This is a genomic window from Microbacterium sp. R1 (genome assembly GCF_015159725.1).
Taxonomy (GTDB): Bacteria; Actinomycetota; Actinomycetes; order Actinomycetales; family Microbacteriaceae; genus Microbacterium; species Microbacterium oxydans.
In genome coordinates this window covers 43389-61696 of sequence record NZ_JADDUD010000004.1, presented here as the reverse complement: position 1 = coordinate 61696, position 18308 = coordinate 43389, and the positions used below count along the sequence as shown (strand labels likewise).

Annotated in this window: 22 protein-coding genes and 1 pseudogene; 11 read left to right on the top strand and 12 right to left on the bottom strand. The window is 65.3% G+C overall.

Annotated features, from left to right (window positions below; all coding sequences use genetic code 11):
• Positions 1-35: 35 nt before the first annotated feature.
• The 5 genes from ILP86_RS15655 (at position 36) to ILP86_RS15635 (ending at position 3838) form a co-directional block, all read left to right on the top strand.
• Positions 36-989: an ABC transporter substrate-binding protein gene (locus ILP86_RS15655; RefSeq protein WP_058632060.1), complete on the top strand. Its 954-nt coding sequence runs from the start codon at positions 36-38 to the stop codon at positions 987-989.
• A 78-nt stretch (positions 990-1067) separates the two neighbouring features.
• The gene (locus ILP86_RS15650; protein WP_046746936.1) at positions 1068-1850 is read left to right on the top strand and encodes an ABC transporter ATP-binding protein; all 783 of its coding nucleotides are present in this window, start codon (positions 1068-1070) and stop codon (positions 1848-1850) included.
• A gap of 34 nt (positions 1851-1884) precedes the next feature.
• Positions 1885-2613: a ribonuclease H gene (locus ILP86_RS15645; RefSeq protein WP_061015394.1), complete on the top strand. Its 729-nt coding sequence runs from the start codon at positions 1885-1887 to the stop codon at positions 2611-2613.
• A gap of 29 nt (positions 2614-2642) precedes the next feature.
• Entirely contained in the window at positions 2643-3032 is a 390-nt protein-coding gene (locus tag ILP86_RS15640) for a DoxX family membrane protein (RefSeq protein ID WP_046746984.1), read from the top strand.
• Positions 3033-3112: 80 nt separating this feature from the next.
• Positions 3113-3838, top strand: a complete 726-nt coding sequence (locus ILP86_RS15635; RefSeq protein ID WP_046746938.1) for a Pr6Pr family membrane protein — start codon at positions 3113-3115, stop codon at positions 3836-3838.
• Here ILP86_RS15635 and ILP86_RS15630 read toward each other — a convergent pair.
• From ILP86_RS15630 to ILP86_RS15620, 3 genes are all read right to left on the bottom strand, one after another.
• A complete protein-coding gene (locus ILP86_RS15630; RefSeq protein ID WP_193762399.1) occupies positions 3829-5181 on the bottom strand; it encodes an NAD(P)/FAD-dependent oxidoreductase in 1353 nt (450 codons plus the stop codon). The genes ILP86_RS15635 and ILP86_RS15630 overlap by 10 nt on opposite strands.
• A 158-nt stretch (positions 5182-5339) precedes the next feature.
• Positions 5340-6317, bottom strand: coding sequence for an SRPBCC family protein (locus ILP86_RS15625; RefSeq protein ID WP_193762398.1), 978 nt, complete (start codon positions 6315-6317; stop codon positions 5340-5342).
• Between the two features lie 2 nt (positions 6318-6319).
• Positions 6320-6709 carry a helix-turn-helix transcriptional regulator gene (locus ILP86_RS15620; protein WP_058632728.1) on the bottom strand — a complete coding sequence of 130 codons (390 nt, stop codon included), beginning with the start codon at positions 6707-6709 and terminating at the stop codon, positions 6320-6322.
• A gap of 371 nt (positions 6710-7080) precedes the next feature.
• Between ILP86_RS15620 and ILP86_RS15615 the strand changes: the two genes are divergently transcribed.
• The gene (locus tag ILP86_RS15615) at positions 7081-7755 is read left to right on the top strand and encodes a TnsA-like heteromeric transposase endonuclease subunit (protein ID WP_193762397.1); all 675 of its coding nucleotides are present in this window, start codon (positions 7081-7083) and stop codon (positions 7753-7755) included.
• Between the two features lie 209 nt (positions 7756-7964).
• Here the strand turns inward: ILP86_RS15615 and ILP86_RS19930 are convergent, their stop codons facing one another.
• The 6 genes from ILP86_RS19930 to ILP86_RS15585 all read right to left on the bottom strand — a co-directional run bounded on the left by ILP86_RS19930 (position 7965) and on the right by ILP86_RS15585 (position 13376).
• Positions 7965-9263 carry an SAVED domain-containing protein gene (locus ILP86_RS19930; RefSeq protein WP_308431960.1) on the bottom strand — a complete coding sequence of 433 codons (1299 nt, stop codon included), beginning with the start codon at positions 9261-9263 and terminating at the stop codon, positions 7965-7967.
• Positions 9260-9697: a Mov34/MPN/PAD-1 family protein gene (locus tag ILP86_RS20035; RefSeq protein WP_227751342.1), complete on the bottom strand. Its 438-nt coding sequence runs from the start codon at positions 9695-9697 to the stop codon at positions 9260-9262. The genes ILP86_RS19930 and ILP86_RS20035 overlap by 4 nt, the downstream gene beginning before the upstream one ends.
• Positions 9698-9747: 50 nt before the next feature.
• Positions 9748-11040: a ThiF family adenylyltransferase gene (locus ILP86_RS15600; protein WP_308431959.1), complete on the bottom strand. Its 1293-nt coding sequence runs from the start codon at positions 11038-11040 to the stop codon at positions 9748-9750.
• Between the two features lies 1 nt (position 11041).
• A complete protein-coding gene (locus tag ILP86_RS15595) occupies positions 11042-11560 on the bottom strand; it encodes a hypothetical protein (RefSeq protein WP_227751322.1) in 519 nt (172 codons plus the stop codon).
• The gene (locus ILP86_RS15590; RefSeq protein WP_193762395.1) at positions 11557-12519 is read right to left on the bottom strand and encodes a nucleotidyltransferase domain-containing protein; all 963 of its coding nucleotides are present in this window, start codon (positions 12517-12519) and stop codon (positions 11557-11559) included. The genes ILP86_RS15595 and ILP86_RS15590 overlap by 4 nt, the downstream gene beginning before the upstream one ends.
• 305 nt (positions 12520-12824) lie before the next feature.
• Positions 12825-13376, bottom strand: a complete 552-nt coding sequence (locus ILP86_RS15585) for a hypothetical protein (protein WP_193762394.1) — start codon at positions 13374-13376, stop codon at positions 12825-12827.
• A gap of 71 nt (positions 13377-13447) precedes the next feature.
• On the opposite strand from ILP86_RS15585, the gene ILP86_RS15580 reads away from it, so the two are divergent.
• The 5 genes and pseudogenes from ILP86_RS15580 to ILP86_RS15560 all read left to right on the top strand — a co-directional run bounded on the left by ILP86_RS15580 (position 13448) and on the right by ILP86_RS15560 (position 15915).
• Positions 13448-13735 carry a hypothetical protein gene (locus tag ILP86_RS15580; RefSeq protein ID WP_193762393.1) on the top strand — a complete coding sequence of 96 codons (288 nt, stop codon included), beginning with the start codon at positions 13448-13450 and terminating at the stop codon, positions 13733-13735.
• 76 nt (positions 13736-13811) lie between these two features.
• Positions 13812-14056 (top strand): annotated as a pseudogene (locus tag ILP86_RS15575) (DUF3039 domain-containing protein); the annotation flags it as partial.
• Positions 14057-14141: 85 nt separating this feature from the next.
• Positions 14142-14423: a hypothetical protein gene (locus tag ILP86_RS15570; protein ID WP_193762391.1), complete on the top strand. Its 282-nt coding sequence runs from the start codon at positions 14142-14144 to the stop codon at positions 14421-14423.
• A 113-nt stretch (positions 14424-14536) separates the two neighbouring features.
• Positions 14537-15283 (top strand): hypothetical protein, encoded by a 747-nt coding sequence (locus ILP86_RS15565; RefSeq protein WP_193762390.1) that lies wholly within the window; start codon positions 14537-14539, stop codon positions 15281-15283.
• On the top strand, positions 15280-15915 hold the full coding sequence (locus ILP86_RS15560) for an RES family NAD+ phosphorylase (RefSeq protein ID WP_193762389.1): 636 nt from the start codon (positions 15280-15282) through the stop codon (positions 15913-15915). The genes ILP86_RS15565 and ILP86_RS15560 overlap by 4 nt, the downstream gene beginning before the upstream one ends.
• A gap of 550 nt (positions 15916-16465) precedes the next feature.
• Here the strand turns inward: ILP86_RS15560 and ILP86_RS15555 are convergent.
• From ILP86_RS15555 to ILP86_RS15545, 3 genes are read right to left on the bottom strand one after another with little or no spacing between them, the layout of a single operon-like run.
• Positions 16466-16792, bottom strand: coding sequence for a helix-turn-helix transcriptional regulator (locus ILP86_RS15555; RefSeq protein WP_193762388.1), 327 nt, complete (start codon positions 16790-16792; stop codon positions 16466-16468).
• Positions 16793-16826: 34 nt separating this feature from the next.
• Positions 16827-17669, bottom strand: coding sequence for an alpha/beta fold hydrolase (locus ILP86_RS15550; RefSeq protein WP_193762387.1), 843 nt, complete (start codon positions 17667-17669; stop codon positions 16827-16829).
• A 31-nt stretch (positions 17670-17700) separates the two neighbouring features.
• Positions 17701-18180, bottom strand: coding sequence for a hypothetical protein (locus ILP86_RS15545; RefSeq protein ID WP_193762386.1), 480 nt, complete (start codon positions 18178-18180; stop codon positions 17701-17703).
• Positions 18181-18308 lie beyond the last annotated feature (128 nt).

Genomic DNA, 18308 nt, shown 5'->3' with positions numbered 1-18308 from the left:
GATAGCCTAACCAAACATCACTAGGGTTGTGAGACGTGAACAGACCTCATCGAACGCGCTTCCGTCCGCTCGCCACCGCTGTCGCCTCTCTGGCCGCGATCACCCTGATCGCCACAGGATGCTCGAGCACCCCCGCAGCGGAGGAATCCGCTCCCGCCACGGACACGAGCTATACCGTGGAGCACGCGATGGGCGAGACGGAGTTCGAGTCGGTACCCGAGCGGATCGTCGTGCTCGACTCCCCGCAGATGGACGCGCTGGTCGCCCTGGGCATCACTCCGGTCGGCGCACCGGAGATCGGGGCCGGACGCGGTTTCCCGGCCTACCTCGCCGATGATCTCGACGGCACCGAATCGATCGGCTTCATCGCCGAGCCCGACGTCGACGCGATCGCGAACCTCGCCCCCGACCTGATCATCGGCTCGAAGGTGCGGCACGAGGCGCTCTACGAGGAGCTGTCGGCCATCGCGCCCACCGTCTTCTCGGAGGACACCGGCACCAACTGGACCGAGCAGGCCGTGCTGACCGCCGCCGCCGTGGACCAGAGCGACAAGATGGACGAGCTCATCAAGGGCGTCGAGGACCGCGCATCCGAGGTCGGCTCGGCGGTCGAAGCCGACGGCACCACCGCATCGATCGTGCGCTTCCGCGCCGACAACTTCCGCCTGTACGGGCCCGGCACGTTCTCGGGCTCGCTGCTCACCGACATGGGGTTCGACCTGGGAGCCGACCGCGACTGGAACGAGTACTCGATGATGGAGCTCAGCCCCGAGCTCTACGAGCAGATCGATGGCGACGTGGTGTTCTACATGAGCCCCGGCGGAGACCCCACCGCGACCACGCAGGAGCGGATCACCGGACTGTGGGGCGCCCAGCCCGGCCCCTCCGGCGACAAGGCCTTCGAGGTGGAGGACGACACCTGGATGGTGGGCATCGGCGTGATCGGTGCCAACCTTGTCATCGACCAGGTCGAAGACCTGCTCGGCTGACCCCTTTCGAATCGCTCGATTGGTTCCATTCCACCCGGAAACGGAACCATTCGGGCGATTCGAACACCCGGAGGAACAATGACCACGCCGCACCCGGCACTCGAAGCCCGTGGACTCGTCGTCGCCTACGACGGCAAGGTCGTCGTAGACGGCGTCGATCTGGCGCTGCCGGAGGGGTCGTTCACCGTGATCCTCGGGCCGAACGCCTCGGGCAAGTCCACCGTGCTGCGCGCCCTCGCCCGGGTGCTGAAGCCCGAATCAGGCGACGTACTGTTCGACGGCCGCGCGCTCGGCGAGTACGGCTCCAAGGAGCTCGCCCGCAGGATGGGACTCCTGCCGCAGGACGCCATCGCCCCCGAGGGGATGCGCGTCGCCGACCTGGTCTCGCGCGGCAGGTATCCGCACCACTCCGCACTGCAGCGGTGGACGTCCACCGATGACACCGCCACGCGCGAGGCTCTCGCCGCGACCAACACCACCGACCTCGCCGAGCGCTACGTGGACCAGCTGTCCGGTGGGCAGCGGCAACGCGTCTGGGTCGCGCTCCTGCTCGCCCAGCAGACACCGGTGATGCTGCTCGACGAGCCGACGACCTTCCTCGACATCGCGCACCAGTACGAGCTGCTCGATCTGCTGCGGGACCTCAACACGCAGGGCAAGACCGTCATCGCGGTGCTGCACGACCTCAACCAGGCGGCTCGGTATGCGGACAACCTCGTGCTCATGAAGGAGGGGCACGTGATCGCCACCGGCACCCCGTCCGAACTCATCACGGCAGAGCGCGTCGGCGACGTCTTCGGCATCGACGCGGTGGTGACACCCGATCCGGTCACCGGCACCCCGATGGTGGTCCGGCGGTGAGTTCCGCGTCGTCCCCCACCGTTACGGTTGAAGGATGACGATCACCGCCGCCGCAGACGGCTCCGCCCTGGGCAACCCCGGCCCCAACGGCTGGGCCTGGTACATCGACGACGCGAACTGGGCGGCCGGCGGTTCGCCACACGGCACCAACAACCAGGGCGAGCTGCGCGCCGTGCTGGAACTGCTGCGCGCGACGGCCGGCACCGACGAGAAGCTGCTGATCGAGTGCGACAGCCGGTACGTGATCGACTCCGTGACCAAGTGGATGCCGGGGTGGAAGCGCAAGGGCTGGCGCAAGTCCGACGGCGGACCGGTGCTGAACCGCGACCTGCTGGAGGGCATCGACGAAGCCATCCGCGGCCGTGACGTCGAGTTCTCCTGGGTCAAGGGCCACGCAGGTCACCCCCTGAACGAGGCCGCCGACGAGCGGGCGAACGCGGCAGCGAAGGCGTACCAGGCCGAGCAGGAACCGCGGCGAGGACCGGGCTTCACGATGGCGACGGATGCCGGAGCTGCGGTCGCCGCCTCAGCTGCGGTCGCCGCGTCCGCCCCCTCGGCTCCGGCCTCCACTCCCACAACACCGGCGCCCGGCGCAGAGACCCTGTGGGCCGAGGCCTCCGATCTCCTCGACGGGCTGGATGCGCCGGAGGACGACCCGATCGAGCTGCGCATCCCGCTGTCGTCCGACGAGCACGCGAGGCTGCGAGACCGTGCAGAGGCTCAGGGCGTCTCGCTCGAAGAGGCGCTCCGCCGGCTGATCTGAGCGCAGTGGCGGAGGCGTACACTCGCACCATGTCGACTCCTGCCCGCACCATCGGCCGTATCTTCCTCGGCGCATCGCTCGTCTTCGCCGGCGTCTCCCACCTCACGGTGGCGCGCGAGGAGTTCCAGGCGCAGGTGCCGGAGTCGCTGCCCCTCGACCCCGACACCACGGTGCTGGCCTCCGGCGTGGCCGAGGTCGCGCTCGGTTCCGCTCTGCTGCTGGCACGCCGCCGTCGGCGCACCGTCGGCACGATCGCCGCCCTGTTCTTCGTCGCCGTGTTCCCCGGCAACGTGGCGCAGTGGATGCACCACCGCGACGGATTCGGTCTCGACACCGACATGAAGCGCTTCGTCAGACTGTTCTTCCAGCCCGTGCTCGTCGCTCTGGCGCTGTGGTCGACCCGGGAGCCGCGGCGCTGAGCGACCGTCGCGGGTGAGGGCGCCCGCTGCGGCACGGCGGCTCCTCCGAGGAGCGGTCCGTAGACTCGGCGGATGACGGAATGGGTGGTGACGCAGCGGTGAAGGCCCGCACCGTCTTCGGCCTGCTCCGCCTCGGCGCCGCCGCCGTCTGCCTCGTGGCGCTCATCCATCGACTCGCCTGGGGCCTGGCGTCGAACACCATCGCCAGCCAGAACTTCTTCGCCTATCTGACCAACCAGTCGAACATCGCGTTCGTGGTGCTGTTGAGCATCGCGGGCGTGATCGCCCTGCGCACGGCACGCGATCCGCGCTGGCTCACGGTCGCGCTGGCTCTCGTGCTGACCTGGACGATCACGGCTGGACTCGTGTTCGCCATCCTCGTCTGGCAGGCCGGGGTCCGCGGTATCCGCATCGACGTCCCGTGGTCGGATCAGGTGCTCCACTTCTGGCTGCCCGCAGTGACGGTGGCGGCATGGGCACTCGCCCCCGGGCACCGTTCCGTCCCATGGCGGGTGGTGCCGGTGACGCTCGCCTATCCCGTGCTCTGGGGCGTGTTCACGATGATCCGTGGGCCACTGATCGGCTGGTACCCCTACTACTTCCTCGACCCGCGACAGGTGAGCGGGCCGCTGGAGTTCCTCGTGTCGTCCGCGATCGCCCTCGCGACGTTCGCCCTGGTCGCCTCGGTGCTCGTGCTCATCAGCCGCATGCCGCTGCCGCGAACGCTGCGCAGGGAGGGCGAGCAGAGCGCGGAGACTCCGACGGTCGTGCAGGCCTCGATAGACGAGCGCGTCGGTCAGACGTAGAGGGAGAGCGAGGCGAGGGCGGCTTCGATGGCCTCGTCCTCGTCGAGTTGCGCGAAGTCGGCGGCAGCCGCTCCGCCCACGATCCCCACGAGCACGTTCTCCCCGGTCGCGGGTCGCAGGTTGATCCAGGTCGGGATCGCCACGTCGGCACCGACAGAGTGCCAGATCGCCTCCTCGCTGTCCCAGAACGCCTCGTCCCAGCGCAGCCACACCGTCTCGATCGCGCCCATGCCGAGAGCGGAGACCGCGCCGCGGTTGGAGAAGGGCAGGGGCGGGTCGAACTCGATGCTCCGGTCCTGCAGCACCCCGAGCGGCACGGTGACGACGACCCGGTCGAACGACAGCGCCTCCCCGGTACCGAGACGCACGCTCACCCCCGAGTCGTCGTACGCCAGTCTCGCGACGGGCGAGTTGAGGCCGACGGTGACGCCGTCGAGCGTCTTCTCGATGAACGGCGTGAGGTCGCCCGTCGCCGCCTTCGGGTCTCCTGTGGGCAACGGCGGCGCGAACCAGCTCGAGAGTTCGTCGGCGCCGGCTCCGGTGCGGGCGGCGAGGATCGCGAGCAATGCGGCGGTCGCGGGGTCAGCAGGGTCGATACCCGCGGCGGTCAGCGCGTCGGCCACGGAGGTGTCTTCGGGAGCAGCCTGGGCCGTCGTGATCGCGGCGTCGAAAGGCTGCGGGTCGACCGGGTCGATGTCGCCGTCGGCTCCACGCCAGAGTTCGCCGGAGAGATCGACGATCCCGACCTCCCCGCTGCTCAGGCGATCGAGCACCTCGCTGTCGTCCGCGTTGAAAAGCCAGGCCCCGAGCTGCGCCGGTACGGGCCAGGAGTCGTCGAGGCGCGAGTGGATCCTCCCGCCGACACGGTCTCGTGCCTCGAAGACCGTGACCTCCATGCCGCCCTCGGCGAGGAGCGCGGCGACCGTCGCGCCGGCGAGTCCTGCGCCCACCACCGCGATGCGTTCGCCCGAGGTCGCCGGGACCATGACTTCTTCGGCGGCGCGGGTGCCCGAGGCGATGGCTCCGCGCACCGAGCCGGGAGCGTCGACGTCTGTCGCCTCGCCCGCGAAGAACAGCCGCTTGCCGACGGGTCGCGCCAAGGCGGAGCGGGTATCGGACAGCACACCGACCGGGGTGAAGCTGACGGCGCCGAGAGAGTACGGGTCCGTTGTCCAGGTGCTGCGCACGCTCCCTGCCGCGGCGGGAACCCCGGGCGGAGGCTCCGGCTCACGCGTGCGGGTGGGGGTGGGCGTGGGCGCAGGTTCGGGGGTACAGGAGACGAGCAGCACCGAAGCGACACCGGCTCCGGCGCCGAGGAGCAGAGTGCGGCGCGTGATCCTCATCGTGACGCCACCCTATCCCGCCTCATCGGGTTCCGCCTGCCGACTCCGCGTCGGGTGCGGCAGGCGGCGCGTGGACAACTCCTCAAGAACAGTGCGCCGAGAGCCGGAGAACCGGCCGGACCGCGGGGGTCCGGCCGGTCCTGAGGAGTTGTTCACACTCAGACGGCGAGCAGCTCCCGCTCCAGACGGGCGAACGACGACTCCATGCCGTCCACCATGCCGGTGGCGAGGATCATGTCGCGCGTCTCCTTGTCGGGGTACTCGATGAGCAGAGTGACGAGGGTCGCGCCGTCCTCCTCATACAGGTTCAGATCGTTGAGGGTCTCGGTCGGCAGGCCCTGCATCCGCTCGGTGGTCACTGCGCGGCGCGGAGCATCGATCAGGAGCGCCTCCCCCTCGAATCCGAACGGCTGCCCCTCGGTGTCGCCGACCGGCGTCCACGAGTTCCGGTACGACTGGCCGACCTCGGTGGCGGCGACGCACTCCGTCATCTCCCACCCGTCGGGCCCGAGCATCCACTTGCGGATGAGATCGGGCTCGAAGTGCGCGCGCCACACCAGCTCGCGCGGCCCATCGACCAGGCGGGTGATGCGCACGTGCGTGTCGTCGAGCAGTTCCAGTCGCGTGCCCTTGCCCTGCGCGTAGTCGCGGAGGTCCTGCAGCACGGTGTCGAGCTGCGCCATCGCCATCTTGATCCCCTCGACCTGGCCCATCTCGACGACCTGCTCGAGGGCGTCGACCGAGTCGAAGTGGCTCGTTGTGATCATGCGGGTGCCGTCGGCGGTGGACTCGAAGGCGAAGGTCATCCGCTGGGCGGGGAAGCCGTCGAGCGGTGTGCCGTTCTCGTCGACGAACGAGTCGATGACCTCGAACGCGTTCGGCGCATCGATCGAGATGAACTCCCACGACCCGGACGACTTCTCCCCGCGCGGACCGTTCATCGAGTACTGCGCACGACCGCCGACGGTGTGGTCCCACGCGGTGAAGGTGGCCGGCCATCCGGGAGGGCCCCAGAAGCGCTCGAGCTGCCGCGGGTCGGAGTAGGCGCTCCACACCCTCTCGATGGGGGCGGCGAAGTCGGCGACCACGGTCATGGTCAGGTTGTCGGCATCGGTGATGACGTCGGTGACAGGCATGTTCAGTCTCCTTGTTCAGTGTTCGTGCTGTCGCTGTTGTCGGACGAGTTGGACCGAGCAGTCTCGGCCAGCAGATCGTCGAGTCGGGCGATGCGCGACCGCCACAGCTCTTCGTATCGGGCGAGGAGCGCCCTGGCGCGGGCGATCATCTCGGGGTTCGCGCGGACGAGCCGCTCGCGTCCCTCGGCGCGCTTGACGATGAGGTTCGCGGCCTCGAGCACGGCGACGTGCTTCTGCACCGCGGCGAACGACATCTCGTATTCGGAGGCGAGGGTCGAGACCGACTGCTCCCGCTCGATCGTCCGGCGCAGGATGTCGCGCCGGGTCGACGTCGCCAGTGCGTGGAAGACACGGTCGACCTCCGCTTCGCTCAGTTCTCTTTGTGCAACCATTTGGTTGTACGTTATGCCTGTGCGGCGGGTGTGTCAAGGGGGCAGCTGTGGTTTGCGTCTTCAAATCGGATTGCACGCTTTACATCGGATTTCCCACGGCGAAACCGGACAAAATCCGATGCAAGGCGGAGTGTCGCGCCACCATCGAGCCTTGACGGCGTGACCCTCGCTGTAGGCGACAACGATGTGCCTGTTTGGGCCCTCCGCCTCCGCTTGGAGTGGTAATGAAGCCAGCTGAGATCGCACGGTTGATTGCTCGACGACACTTCTCGAAGGATTCGGAGCTTCATTGGGTACCACGCGATCACGGTTCGCCGTCGGGATACTCCGATAGCACTACCTTCGCTCCGGTTGACAGAAGCTTGGGGCGCATGGAGTGGTCGGTCATTGACCCTATGAAGGTTCGGGTGTCGAAGGGCGCCAGTCACTTCTATACGGGGTGCGAGTACTTCTGGAGTCGCACCGGCTCCCACGTCTGGTGTGAATCTCAGTTCGAGCGAGACGAGTTGATGTGGCTCGACTTTGGCGGCCAGGTGCGCAGGGTGTGGTCGCAGCCCTTCGGTGTTGTGTTCGGCGTACGCTCGCCGCTCGCGGGCCACTGGCACGTGCCCGATTTCTTGCTGCAGATGGTGGACGTCTCCTACACCCTTCGAGACGTGAAACCCCGGGAACGGATCGACGACTACGCCCAGTTGATGTTCGATGAGACGGCGCGAGTCTCAGCGAATCTCGGCTGGTCTTATCAGGCGCTCTCCGGACACAGTGTCCACGCTACTCGCGTCATCGAGTGGTTGTCGGCCTCGCGCCATGACCGCTGCCGACCTCCAGCTGACATCGAGAACAAGATCCTCGACGCGGCAACTCAGGGCAGAACACGCTTGGAACTGTGCGAGTTAGCATCACCGGGGTGCCCGCCTCTGGCCTGCGCTTGGGTAGACAACCTTGCGTGGCGCGGACTACTCAAACTCGATCTGTCGGCCGTCTTCAGCAGCAACGCGCTCTTGACGACGGCTCGCCACACGCCGACAGGGAGAATCCATGCCTGACGAACGCAAGCTCAAGCTCGGCGACTCCTTCGAGATCGATGGCGAGGTGTGGATCTGGGACCACATCGTCCCTGGGCTGGGGGTGAAGCTCCGGTCCGAGAGCACGCCGGATCGACAGCTGATCATGTCCGTCGACGAGTTCCTCAGCCACGCGGGTACGGCTCATCGCGACAGCGCGGTCTCTCTGCGACCCGACGGAAGGTGTCAAGTCAGGCTGGTTCGAGGATCACCTTCTCGAGCGCGCCCGTCGGCGTCGAGGCTCGAACCATGCCAACCGCCTCGTATCGCGGGCCGAGGTAAGTGCCATCATCCGCGTCTGAGTCTGTCCACTCGTAGGCGATGAATCGCAGACTGTTAGTCAAGCGCCCGATAAGTACCGCTACGCCGAAGGGGCCGCGATAGATGAGGTGAATGAGAGCATTTGCATGGCTCATTGAAAGATCGCGAACCCGAGCGGCCGCTTCGGCCGCCAGATTTCCGCCGTCCTCGGCGTCCAGCAGTCCAGTCGACGTAGAGGTGAGATGCTGCCAGGCGACAAGACGGCCGCCATTCGCTTCGATGAAGTGATCGAATGCGGTATCGCTGCGCGGAAGTTGCAGATCAACATAGACGGCCACTTCAGTTCGCTCAGTGCGTGGCGTCGCATCGCTGACTTCCTCTCGCAAGACACGTAGTCGCGGCGGTTCGAACAGCTGCGCCTCCGATGTGCTCTGCCAGCGCGATCCCCGACCGTCGACAACCACCATCCGACCAGCTCGGGTTGATGGGATGCCAGCTCCGACAGCGAGTGCGACTGAGAGGTGCGCGCCACCTTCGATTCTCACCGCAGTGACACCCGCCCTGGTGACCGCGTCGGGCAGCAGGCGCAATGCCTTACCGAGTTCCTTCAGACCCTGAGCGCTCGGCAGCTTCTCATGCGCGGACGGCCGGAGCCGAACGTCGAGGTCAGCGTCTGTCCTGTCGTATACCTGGGGCGTGTTCCGAGTCTGAATTGAAACTCGCAACTCGCCCTCAGGTCCGGACATCTCACGCCGGATGGCTGCGATTCGGTGCCAGAGTATTTGACGCGTAGTCGCCTGAAGCCCTTCGCCATCGGCACTGCGCTGATCCACTCCAACGAGCTCTGGTTGGGCGAGATCGAGCACTCGGTCTGGCGCGGCGTAGTCGATATGACCGTTCGGCAATGTGACGGCGTTGACGATCGCCAGCGCGAAGGCGGGATAGTCACGATGAAGCCGAAGGAGACGAGGCGCTTCCACCTCACGCACGACTCGGCTCTTCGCGACGTCCGGCGTCACCACGATGACCGCGCCGGATATGCCCTCATCGATGGCCTGTTCAAGCCGTGCGTCGGTGTCTCCAGGCGGAAGGTCGTCGACATCACGCCAGACCGGGATGCCGGCAGCGCGGAGCGACCATGCCAGCATCGTTGCAATCTCGAACCCGTCGGAATGGCGGTATGACACGAACACCGGATCCCTCGGCTTTACATCTTGGGCTGCGTTCACGTCGACGATGTCCCTCCTGCGATCAATCTAGCGGCGAGGACCCCAGCCGGCCGCACGATCCAGCCGGACAGAGTCGCGCTGCGGTCGTCCCGGATTGCCACGATCACACACACGAACTGTCGAAATCCGAGCTCGGCATCAGAGAGATGGGCGTAGTACGACGCAAGGTCACGGTCGCTGGGCGTCATCGGGCCGGTTGGGTGGGTATGCCATTCCCCAACCCATTGGCTTCCATCTACGTGCCACGCATAGTCTGCGAGACGCTGCGCGTAGCGCAGGTCTCGATCGAATCGGGTGGGTGCTCGGAATGCGTCCGGACCCGGCCCACCGGCGTGCTGAACGACGACCTCGGAGTCATCTGAGGGTGTGGGGCCGAGCAAGATACCGCCCGTTTCCGCTCCGTCCAGCGAGATTATCGCCTCAGCACTGATCATCCGTAGCGCTGTGGCCGCGAGAATAATGGTTGGCGTCGTTGCAACATCGGTCATGGGTTGCACGTGACGCATTCCGGGCGAGGTGCCGGTATTGAGCGCCAGACGACATCCGCGGCGTGATTCACATCGAAGGGCGCGCTGAGATCGCCCGCGGGGCGAAGACCGATGACCGCGTGCTCGCTGGGAAGGCGTTGAGCCGCATCCCCGAAGCGAGATTCGAGGAGAGTCGCTACCGCTGCCTTCGCTGCCAGAACGCCGACGAACTTCAAGTCGCTCGGTACAGCGGTCATAGGTAGATGAGACGTGCCCGTGCCGTATGCCAGCTCTTGATCGGCTTCCGCGTCGATGGCTCCCTGCTCCTCCATATGCGCTCGCACGCACAAGAGGCAACCGAATCGGGGAGTCGGGCGCAGCCTGAGGACTTCTCCGATGGCGCCACCATCCAGGACGCAAGCGACGATTGCTGGAATCTTCGCGCGACGTGCTACGTGACTGACCACCCTCCGAGGAGCGATCCCATCGGCCGTACACAAGACGAGATCGGCGTCAGACGTCAGAGCACGGAAAACTCCAGCGTCACGAACTACGTCCAGGTCGTGAGCGAAGTACGACTTCCGCTGCCAACGTTGCGTGAGGCTCTCCGCAAGGGCAATAGCCTTGCTTCTTCCGACGCTTCCTCGATCGAGGGAATGCCTCACCAGGTTGTGCCACTGCAACCTGTCGGGGTCAATGAGTTGCAGAGAACCCACGCCGTAGCCCGCCAGCGCTTCGGCCGCTGCACTACCAATGCTCCCGCAGCCTACGACGGCAATGTTCATGTCGCTAAGTTCCGAGAGGGGCCACCGACCCTCGAGCTGACTCAGTCCATGAGTTGCCGGTTCGATAGCTATCGAGGCGGGCGTTGCGCCTTCGCGCGTGAGATGCCACCCCGCATAGGTCTCCACTCCTCCGGCTCGCAGGTCTGCAGACACACCCGCATCATGCGTGACGACGATGAGAGTCTTCATTCCGGCGTCGAGGCGAACACCCGAGAGTTCTTTGAAATCCGCGGGAGTCATCATCGCTCCTGGCCTTCGCCTCAGTTCCGCATGCACCACATGTAGAGCGCCATTAGGACTTTCGATCCACCGTCCCTCGTAGGATCCATTGCCCGCACGCAGCGCGTGATACTCGCGTGCGATATCGACCTGGCGCCGCACCCCACGAGATGTCTCGACACCGTGGACGACGAAGATCTCATCGGAAGCCACGTACCTCAGCACAAGCTTGCCGTGGACTTCGTTGGAAGACGCGATCTTGGCTAGGGCGTCTACTGGGACGAAGATGTCACCTTTGGTCGTCACGCTACGCCGCCCCCGATAGCAGAGGGTCCAGTTCTGCCGAACTCACGATCCCACTCTCTGTCATGCGAGGAATCAGCTCTGCTTTCATCAGGAAGTACTCGAGGTTCCACCCCGCGGCCTTGAGAAGAAGCTCCGTCAAACTCGCCTCAGGGCGCCACTGCCCGGTGCTCTGAAACAGACACAGCGGACCGCTTGGCAACACATGCCAGTCCGACTGACTGCGCTCGTAAATCTCGGGCCTGGGGCTTATCGGATGCACTTTGGGCGGCACCATCGGATAAGCCGCCGTGTACTCGACGACAATCTCCAGGCCTCGCGGAACCACGTCGTCGAGGCCCGTAGGGCGCTCACGATCGAAGGGCCACAGTGGGAGAGTGCCCGCCCAACCACCGTCTTCGAGTTCCGCGCCGGGCTCAACGAACGTGAGATCCGGAGCGAAGACACCAACCTCATCCTTGTCTCGCTGCAGACGTGCAGGGTCCTGAATGAACCAAGAGATGGGTTGACTGCGGGCGCTCATCCCTGCGGGGTGTCCTTCACTTTGCGCGGTTCGGGAGCGGCGGCGGGTGTCGGCTTGTTGCTCGGATCTGGGTCGTGCGGGAACTCCGCCCCGAACACTTGACCCCAATGCCACAACGCGCCCGCAGCGTCATTGTTGATCGAAGCCTGTGTAGCCCGGCTGGCATTGTCCCGCGCGTCCCGCAGACGTTCAGCGAACTTCTCGTAGTCCAGCTCGTCTTGGATCGGGCCGCAGTAACCCGCCGGGTCAGTCACGACCTCGCCGCCCTCAACAGCGTAGGTTGCTGCAACGAAGAACTGCTTCAGCGCAGCGGGCTGATTCAAGTGGGTGGGAAGGTGCTCCAGCGCAAGCACTTCCATGACGAGTGACTTGACCTTGATGTCCTGATCTGAAGCCCATCTCTTCAGCATGCGCACAGTGCCGGCGAACTTGTTCCAGTCAGAATGCTTCTCGGCGACCGATGCGATAAGAGACTCTGGATCGCATTCCACCCAGTCCTCCGAAAGGACCTCCGGGATCAGGAGGTGATCACCGCGGCGCAGTGCCGGCATCGCATCAACAGTGAATGCGTTCGGGTCATCCGGATCATCGAGGAAGCACTTGACCGCATGGTTGCGCCAACGCGCAAGTCGCACCACCTGCTCAACGCTGCCGTTCGTGGCACCTAGCAGAGCATTGACGCGCCCGCGAACGTAGTCCAGGGCGTCGCTGGCAGACTGCCCGCGCTCACCCCATTCGGGGTGATCCTCGGCGTTGTAGACGATGACCAGATCGACATCATGGATCGGATCCTTCTGCGTCCCGCGGGCCAAAGAGCCAGACGGGATTACTTCCACGACATCGTGCTCTGCCCCGAAGGCACCTCGGAAGATGTCTCGACGGCGCCGTGCTTCCGCGACCGCGTCAGCATCGGCATTCACGACCTTCTGGAAGTCGCTGAATGCATCTAGAACGCTCATGGATCCCCATCCCCTAGTTGGCCCTACCCCAGTAGCCCACCGGTGTTCCGATGTGCAGTACCACGATACTTTCGGCCTCCGACATTGCGGTCGTCATGGCGTAGGAGCATGGTCAGAATCAAGACTCTGGGAGGTCCGCCTTCGGCACGGATGCATCAGCGAAGTCGGCGGACGATCGTGACTGAGGAACTTCGCACTGTAGAACATCGCATGTTGCCGACAACTGGCTCGGCCGCATCCTCATAATCCAGCGCAGCGTGCTGAGACTGGCAAGCCTCCGACGGCTGCTCGCTCCGACTAAGAACTCAGGAGGCCGGGTATAGCTCGTCATCCGCAAGCTTCATCTCCGCGGCGAGCTTCTCGGCCTCCTCCATCCACGTCTTCTCCCACTTGCCAGTCACGGCGTACTCGGAAGCGCGCGCCACGAGCCGCTTGAGGTGCTCGTAGCGCTGGTCACGTGCCGCTGCCCGTGCGCCACCTTTTGGGGTCTCGGCCGAGTTCTGCTCGTACCAGTCGTTGAGGTGGTCGAAGCCCTGGACGTTCTCGATATCCAGAGCGAGGTACTTCGCGAAGCCCCGGTCGTGGATCAGCAGTGCGGAGTCGGACGCCTCGAGGACCATACCGAAATCCATCGAGCGACTTTCACGCGAGGCGAGCTGGTGCTCGATCCGCAGCTCGCGGAGCCGCTCGGCCACGCCTTCGACGACAACCTTGCGCTGCTCCTTCTTGTCGACTCGGCGAGACAGATTGGAGACCCAGTAGTCGATCCATGGCTTCGCCAGGGAGAACAGGCCGGTCACGATCGCACCGATGACGGTACCGGTGAGAAGTGCCGGCCAAAGCAGATCCAGATTCATGGCATCACCGTAACGCCCGATCCGGCCGCGCATACGCACGTCCGTACCTCTCTCCACAGAAGGGCCCTTTCATGGCCGCAGTACGCACCACCACCCATCGCGGATTCGCGAAGGTGACAATCCCGTTCCGGGACTACAGCCACACGCCCGAGCGGAACATGGAAGTCCAGGAGTCGAGCATCGCGTCGGCACGCAAGCTCTGGATCGGTCCTGACGAGCTGTACGTCCCGCTCACGCCGAACGAGGAGCCGATGCTGATGAATCGCGCCCATCTCGGCGAGGAGCAGTTGCGGGCACTCCGCGACGCGCTCACCGCCTGGCTCGGCGACGGAGAGCCAGCTGAGGTTCCAGAGAGCTGACCTGCAGTACCGGCGGCATCCGCCGCCGCGGGAGTCTTCCCAAGACCACGATCGTCACCCTGAGGGAGCATCCGACATGGCACCGACGCTGCTGGAAGAACCGACCACCACGCTGGACGAGACGACGTCGCTGAACAACCAGCACTTCATCGAAGACGGCGACCACGAGCGCTTCTCGCACCACGTGAACAAGACCAAGATCCTCGAGTCCGCCGTCAGCGGCATCCCCGTGAAGGCGCTCTGCGGCAAGAAGTGGATGCCGGGTCGTGACCCCGAGAAGTTCCCGGTCTGCCCGAGTGCAAGGAGCGCTACGAGGCAATGACCAGCCAGCTGAGTGTCAAGGAGGCGGCTTCGGCCGCCCCTTCCACTCTTCCGACATCGACACATCACCCGCCGAGGAGGCGCCATGACCAGCCAGACCCCCACCGCACCCGTCGTCGACCTCGGGGTGGAAGCCGCCCGCGTCGGCGCCGCGTTCCGTCTCGTGAACTCGGGCGAGCAGTCCCCCGAACTGAAGCACGCCTCGTCGATGGCGCGACTCGATCTCGTCGCCGCGATCATCGCGATGGACGAGGCTGAAGACGTCCCCGGCCGGCACCATCTGCAGGAGCAGGCCGACGTCAAGCAGGCGCTGCAGGGATACGGGCAGGCCATCGCGAACCTCGTGCGCAGTGAGGCGTCGGCGTAGCCCGAATGCCGTACGTCCCATCAGTTCTGAGGGATTCGATAGCGCGTACACGCAAAAACGCGCGTAGTATTATGCGTGTACGCACTAACCATCACCTTACCGACGGAGGCACCATGGTCCTGAAGAAGAGGAGCGTCGCTGCTCGGTCCGCCCGGGTGTCAAAGCAGCAGTTTCTCATCGCACGCGACCGTCAGATCAAAAGCGCCCTCGCCATGCCTTCTGAAAAGGAACTGTCGGCGGGCGCGTCCAGAATCACGGAGGCTGCCAAGACCTCGAACATCGCTCGAGACGTGTACGAAGCCATCGTCCTGGACGTCGTCGATCTGCTCGAGAACCGTCAGTCACGCGACGTCGGTCTCACTGCGTCCGAGGCGGACTTCCTCCTCGAATCGGGTGAGTTCACGCAGGACGAGTTGAAGGAGGCCGCGGACTTCATCACCAGTGGCGGTCTCGAGCGGATGGAGCACCACACGCACTTGCGCGCTATCGCGGACACGTACACCTCCGCCGAGGCCGCAAGTCTGCTCAAGATGGATGCGTCGTCACTACGCCCTCGTCAGGGGAAGAGCAAGCTCTACAGCTTCATGGCTGGACGGAATCGGCTGTATCCGAAGTGGCAGTTCATCCCGAGCGATGAGAAGGTCATGCTGGTTCCGAACCTCGTGGATGTCGTTCCTGCAATCCCCAAGGATTGGGGACCCGCTGACGTGGAAGGCTTCATGACCACGCCGCAAGACGACCTTCGGCCGTCCGACGAGGCCGTTGAGCCAGATGAGTGGCTGACGCCGATCGAATGGCTCGCAGCGCTGAAGGACCCGGCCGCGGTCGTTTCCATCCTTGAAGAGGACGAGTTCGCGTGAGTCCGAGGTACGCGAAGATCCCCGCCAAGCCACCAGCGCCGCTGACGCTCGATTCGAGCCACCTGAAGCAGTATCAAGGTGTGCTCTGGCGCATCTTCGGCACGAAGGGTGCCCACCCGCAGGTGTGGGACCAGATGCGTCACGTGGGGCCGATCGCGACTATGCGATTCGATCCGCATCCACCTCCGAAACGCGAGCATGACGACTACAGCGTCATGTACACGGCGCTGAATTCGCACACTGCCTTCGGCGAGGTGTTCCAGGGTCGTCGAGTGGTGAGCCGGACTGCTCGCGGGAACACCCTCGCCGGCTGGATACCTACTCGGGAGCTGACGCTCCTCGACCTCAGTGGTGACTGGCCGGTGGTGAACGGAACGACGGCCGCGATCCAGATGGGCGCGAAGCGTCACACGCGAAACTGGGCACACGAGATCCATGAGCAGCTGGGTGACCAGGTCGACGGCCTGTACCACCTGTCGTCGATCAACAGCGCCCCGATGATCACCCTCTTCACGCCGGCTGCCGACTCCTTTCCTGCGCTGCCGAGCGTGCATACGCGTTTGGATAGCCCTGGTGCGAATGTGTACCTCACGAAGGCGATCAAGCGGCTGAACTATCGCGTCGGTCGATAGGGCGCACCCTCTACGACGAAACCCCCGCAGCCTTCGGCTGGCGGGGGTTTCGTTTTCGCTGGAGCTGCCGGGCTTGTCGCCCGTGTTCGTCATGTCGAAGCCCACCAGCACGCCGTTGCGGCCCTGCGCGGGGGTGAGCACGAGTGCGTCTGCAGCCGCGCTGCGGTCGCCGGCATGGTGATCGACGCAACATCTGACGAGCACCTTCGAGCACAACTGCTCGAGGCCGCACGGGTAAGGGCGCCGTACGCGGTTATCGACTGAGTGATTGAGCGAGCTTCGACGGGTCGTTGCCGACAAAGCGGAACCCTCCGCGAGGTCTAGCTGCAGCACGATTACACGGAGGCTTCTCGTGTCAGCAGCTAGTGCCCCGTCTTCCTTCCCCGTGACCGGGTGATGGTTCGCCCTGTGTTTCGGCTGCTGCAACCGGCGCAGGTCAGTGGAACGGGTGCGCGACGGCACGCAGTTCCGTGCGCGGCAGCGATGTCAGACCCTACTCATATACTCGTCTGACCACGCACCCGGCCTCAGATCGAGCAGAGGTGTCGCTTTACATCGGACTTAGTCCGATTTCACCGCGATTCCGACAGCAGCCCAGACTGACGAGAACCCGAGACACGCTCCGGATCCTCTCCTGGTCTGCGCGCACGACGCGCTCCCGCCCACGCGCGTGCCTGACGATGAGTCCCGCGCGTTCGAGCACAGCGACATGCTTCTGCACCGCCGTATGACTCATGTCGTAGCGGCGCGCGAGCTCCGTCACCGACTGCTCCTCGAGAACCGTGCGTGCGAGGATGTCGCGACGTGTGGCATCGCCCAGGGCTCGGAAGACCCTGTCCGCGTCTCCGGGGCCGAGCCCGTCGGGAATCACGGACATCGACACTTCGCGACGGGCTCAGCCCCGGAGATGATCAAGAGCGGACCTCACCGAGGAACGACACCATGGACGGGATCAGGGCGGCCGGCTTCATCATCGGCGTCGCGTGGTGCGCCCCTTCGATCGACTCGTAGCGGGCTCCGATCAGCGACGACAGCTCCCGGGTGCCGCTCTGCACGAACGGTTCGCTCCTGCTCCCGACGAGCACGAGAGAGGGTGCCCGGAGCCGGCTCCACCGTTCGCCGGTCAGAGGTTCTCCGTCCTGCAGGCCCGCGCAGAGACGCGTGTCGTACACCGTCGTCCTGGCCATCGCGACCATGCTCCGCCAGGGGCCGATCATGAGGCGCATCGCACCGATCATGAGTGGGGATGCGCCCAGGGCGACGCGGGTGAACTCGCGAACGGCATCCGAGCCCCTCCCCTCATCGACGAGCTTCCCGAGACGGTCGGCGAGGTCGCGAGGCACGGGTGGGCGGCGATCGTCCACGATCACCGGCGGCTCGAAGGCGATCACGGCCTCGACCTTGTCAGGAAGAGCGGCGGCAGCATCCAACGCGAGGACCGCGCCGGATGAGGTGCCGAGAAGTGACGCTCTGCCACCGTGGGCGTCGATGAGCGCCTCGATGTCTCCGATCTCGCGAGCCACACTCCATGCTCCGGCGTCGCCGCTGCCGCCGCGGCCACGACGGTCGTGGTTCACGACCGTGTGATCGTCGGCGAGCAGCCCGGCGAGGCGACGATTGTCCCGGAGATCGGAGAGGGCCTGCGCGACCAGGATGACCACCGGGCCCTCCCCGTGCCGTTCATACGAGATCTCCGTGCCATCCGCAGAGACGACCTGGTGCAGCGAACGATCGGAGGAGGACTTCTTCGGCATGCTGGTTCCGCTCTCTTCGGAAGGAGACGACTCAACGGCGGGTCATCGTGGACGGATAGCCGCCGTCGCCCGGGTATACCCAGGCACCGTCGAGCACACGATCGTCGTCACTGAATGTGCCGGAGAAGTACGCAGGGCTCCCCTTCGATCCCGCCCAGATGGTCAGCGTGTCTTCCTCGAGTTCGTAGACGTAGTCGAGTGTGTTGCCCAGCGAGTCGTAGAACCGGGAGACGACGTCGGTGCCGGCGGGCTCGCCGAACGGACGTAGTTGACCGATGACCTCGAGACCGGTGATCGCCTGGCCGAACTGTTCGAGCTCGACGTGCTGGAGCAGGAAGAACCGTCCGCCCATCCACTCGTAGCGGATGACGCCCTCGGCGCCACCAGTGACCTTCCACTCGCCGACGAGCCGGTCGAGCGCCGCGACGGCACTGCCAGGCGTGGCCTGCTCTCCGAGCCCGTAGGCGTCGATCTGCTCGGCAGTGATGTTCTCCAGCGGGTTCTCGTTCATGAGACGTCCTTTCTCCGGCAGCCCGGCGGGCCGCGTTCTCAGATACCTCGGAACCGAATCCTGCACATTGACATCCGCGCGTGACCTCGCCGGATTCCACCTCGGGCGCGCCCAGTGGACGGCGCGAC

Coding starts and splice junctions, on each gene's coding strand:
- ILP86_RS15620 (WP_058632728.1), bottom strand. CDS start 6,709: ATGGTTGCACAAAGAGAACTGAGCGAAGCGGAGGTCGACCGTGTCTTC.
- ILP86_RS20035 (WP_227751342.1), bottom strand. CDS start 9,697: ATGATCAGTGCTGAGGCGATAATCTCGCTGGACGGAGCGGAAACGGGC.
- ILP86_RS15615 (WP_193762397.1), top strand. CDS start 7,081: ATGGAGTGGTCGGTCATTGACCCTATGAAGGTTCGGGTGTCGAAGGGC.
- ILP86_RS15550 (WP_193762387.1), bottom strand. CDS start 17,669: ATGCCGAAGAAGTCCTCCTCCGATCGTTCGCTGCACCAGGTCGTCTCT.
- ILP86_RS15630 (WP_193762399.1), bottom strand. CDS start 5,181: ATGAGGATCACGCGCCGCACTCTGCTCCTCGGCGCCGGAGCCGGTGTC.
- ILP86_RS15645 (WP_061015394.1), top strand. CDS start 1,885: ATGACGATCACCGCCGCCGCAGACGGCTCCGCCCTGGGCAACCCCGGC.
- ILP86_RS15555 (WP_193762388.1), bottom strand. CDS start 16,792: ATGTCCGTGATTCCCGACGGGCTCGGCCCCGGAGACGCGGACAGGGTC.
- ILP86_RS15565 (WP_193762390.1), top strand. CDS start 14,537: ATGGTCCTGAAGAAGAGGAGCGTCGCTGCTCGGTCCGCCCGGGTGTCA.
- ILP86_RS15635 (WP_046746938.1), top strand. CDS start 3,113: ATGGGTGGTGACGCAGCGGTGAAGGCCCGCACCGTCTTCGGCCTGCTC.
- ILP86_RS15585 (WP_193762394.1), bottom strand. CDS start 13,376: ATGAATCTGGATCTGCTTTGGCCGGCACTTCTCACCGGTACCGTCATC.
- ILP86_RS15650 (WP_046746936.1), top strand. CDS start 1,068: ATGACCACGCCGCACCCGGCACTCGAAGCCCGTGGACTCGTCGTCGCC.
- ILP86_RS15580 (WP_193762393.1), top strand. CDS start 13,448: ATGGCCGCAGTACGCACCACCACCCATCGCGGATTCGCGAAGGTGACA.
- ILP86_RS15625 (WP_193762398.1), bottom strand. CDS start 6,317: ATGCCTGTCACCGACGTCATCACCGATGCCGACAACCTGACCATGACC.
- ILP86_RS15595 (WP_227751322.1), bottom strand. CDS start 11,560: ATGAGCGCCCGCAGTCAACCCATCTCTTGGTTCATTCAGGACCCTGCA.
- ILP86_RS15640 (WP_046746984.1), top strand. CDS start 2,643: ATGTCGACTCCTGCCCGCACCATCGGCCGTATCTTCCTCGGCGCATCG.
- ILP86_RS15570 (WP_193762391.1), top strand. CDS start 14,142: ATGACCAGCCAGACCCCCACCGCACCCGTCGTCGACCTCGGGGTGGAA.
- ILP86_RS15590 (WP_193762395.1), bottom strand. CDS start 12,519: ATGAGCGTTCTAGATGCATTCAGCGACTTCCAGAAGGTCGTGAATGCC.
- ILP86_RS15545 (WP_193762386.1), bottom strand. CDS start 18,180: ATGAACGAGAACCCGCTGGAGAACATCACTGCCGAGCAGATCGACGCC.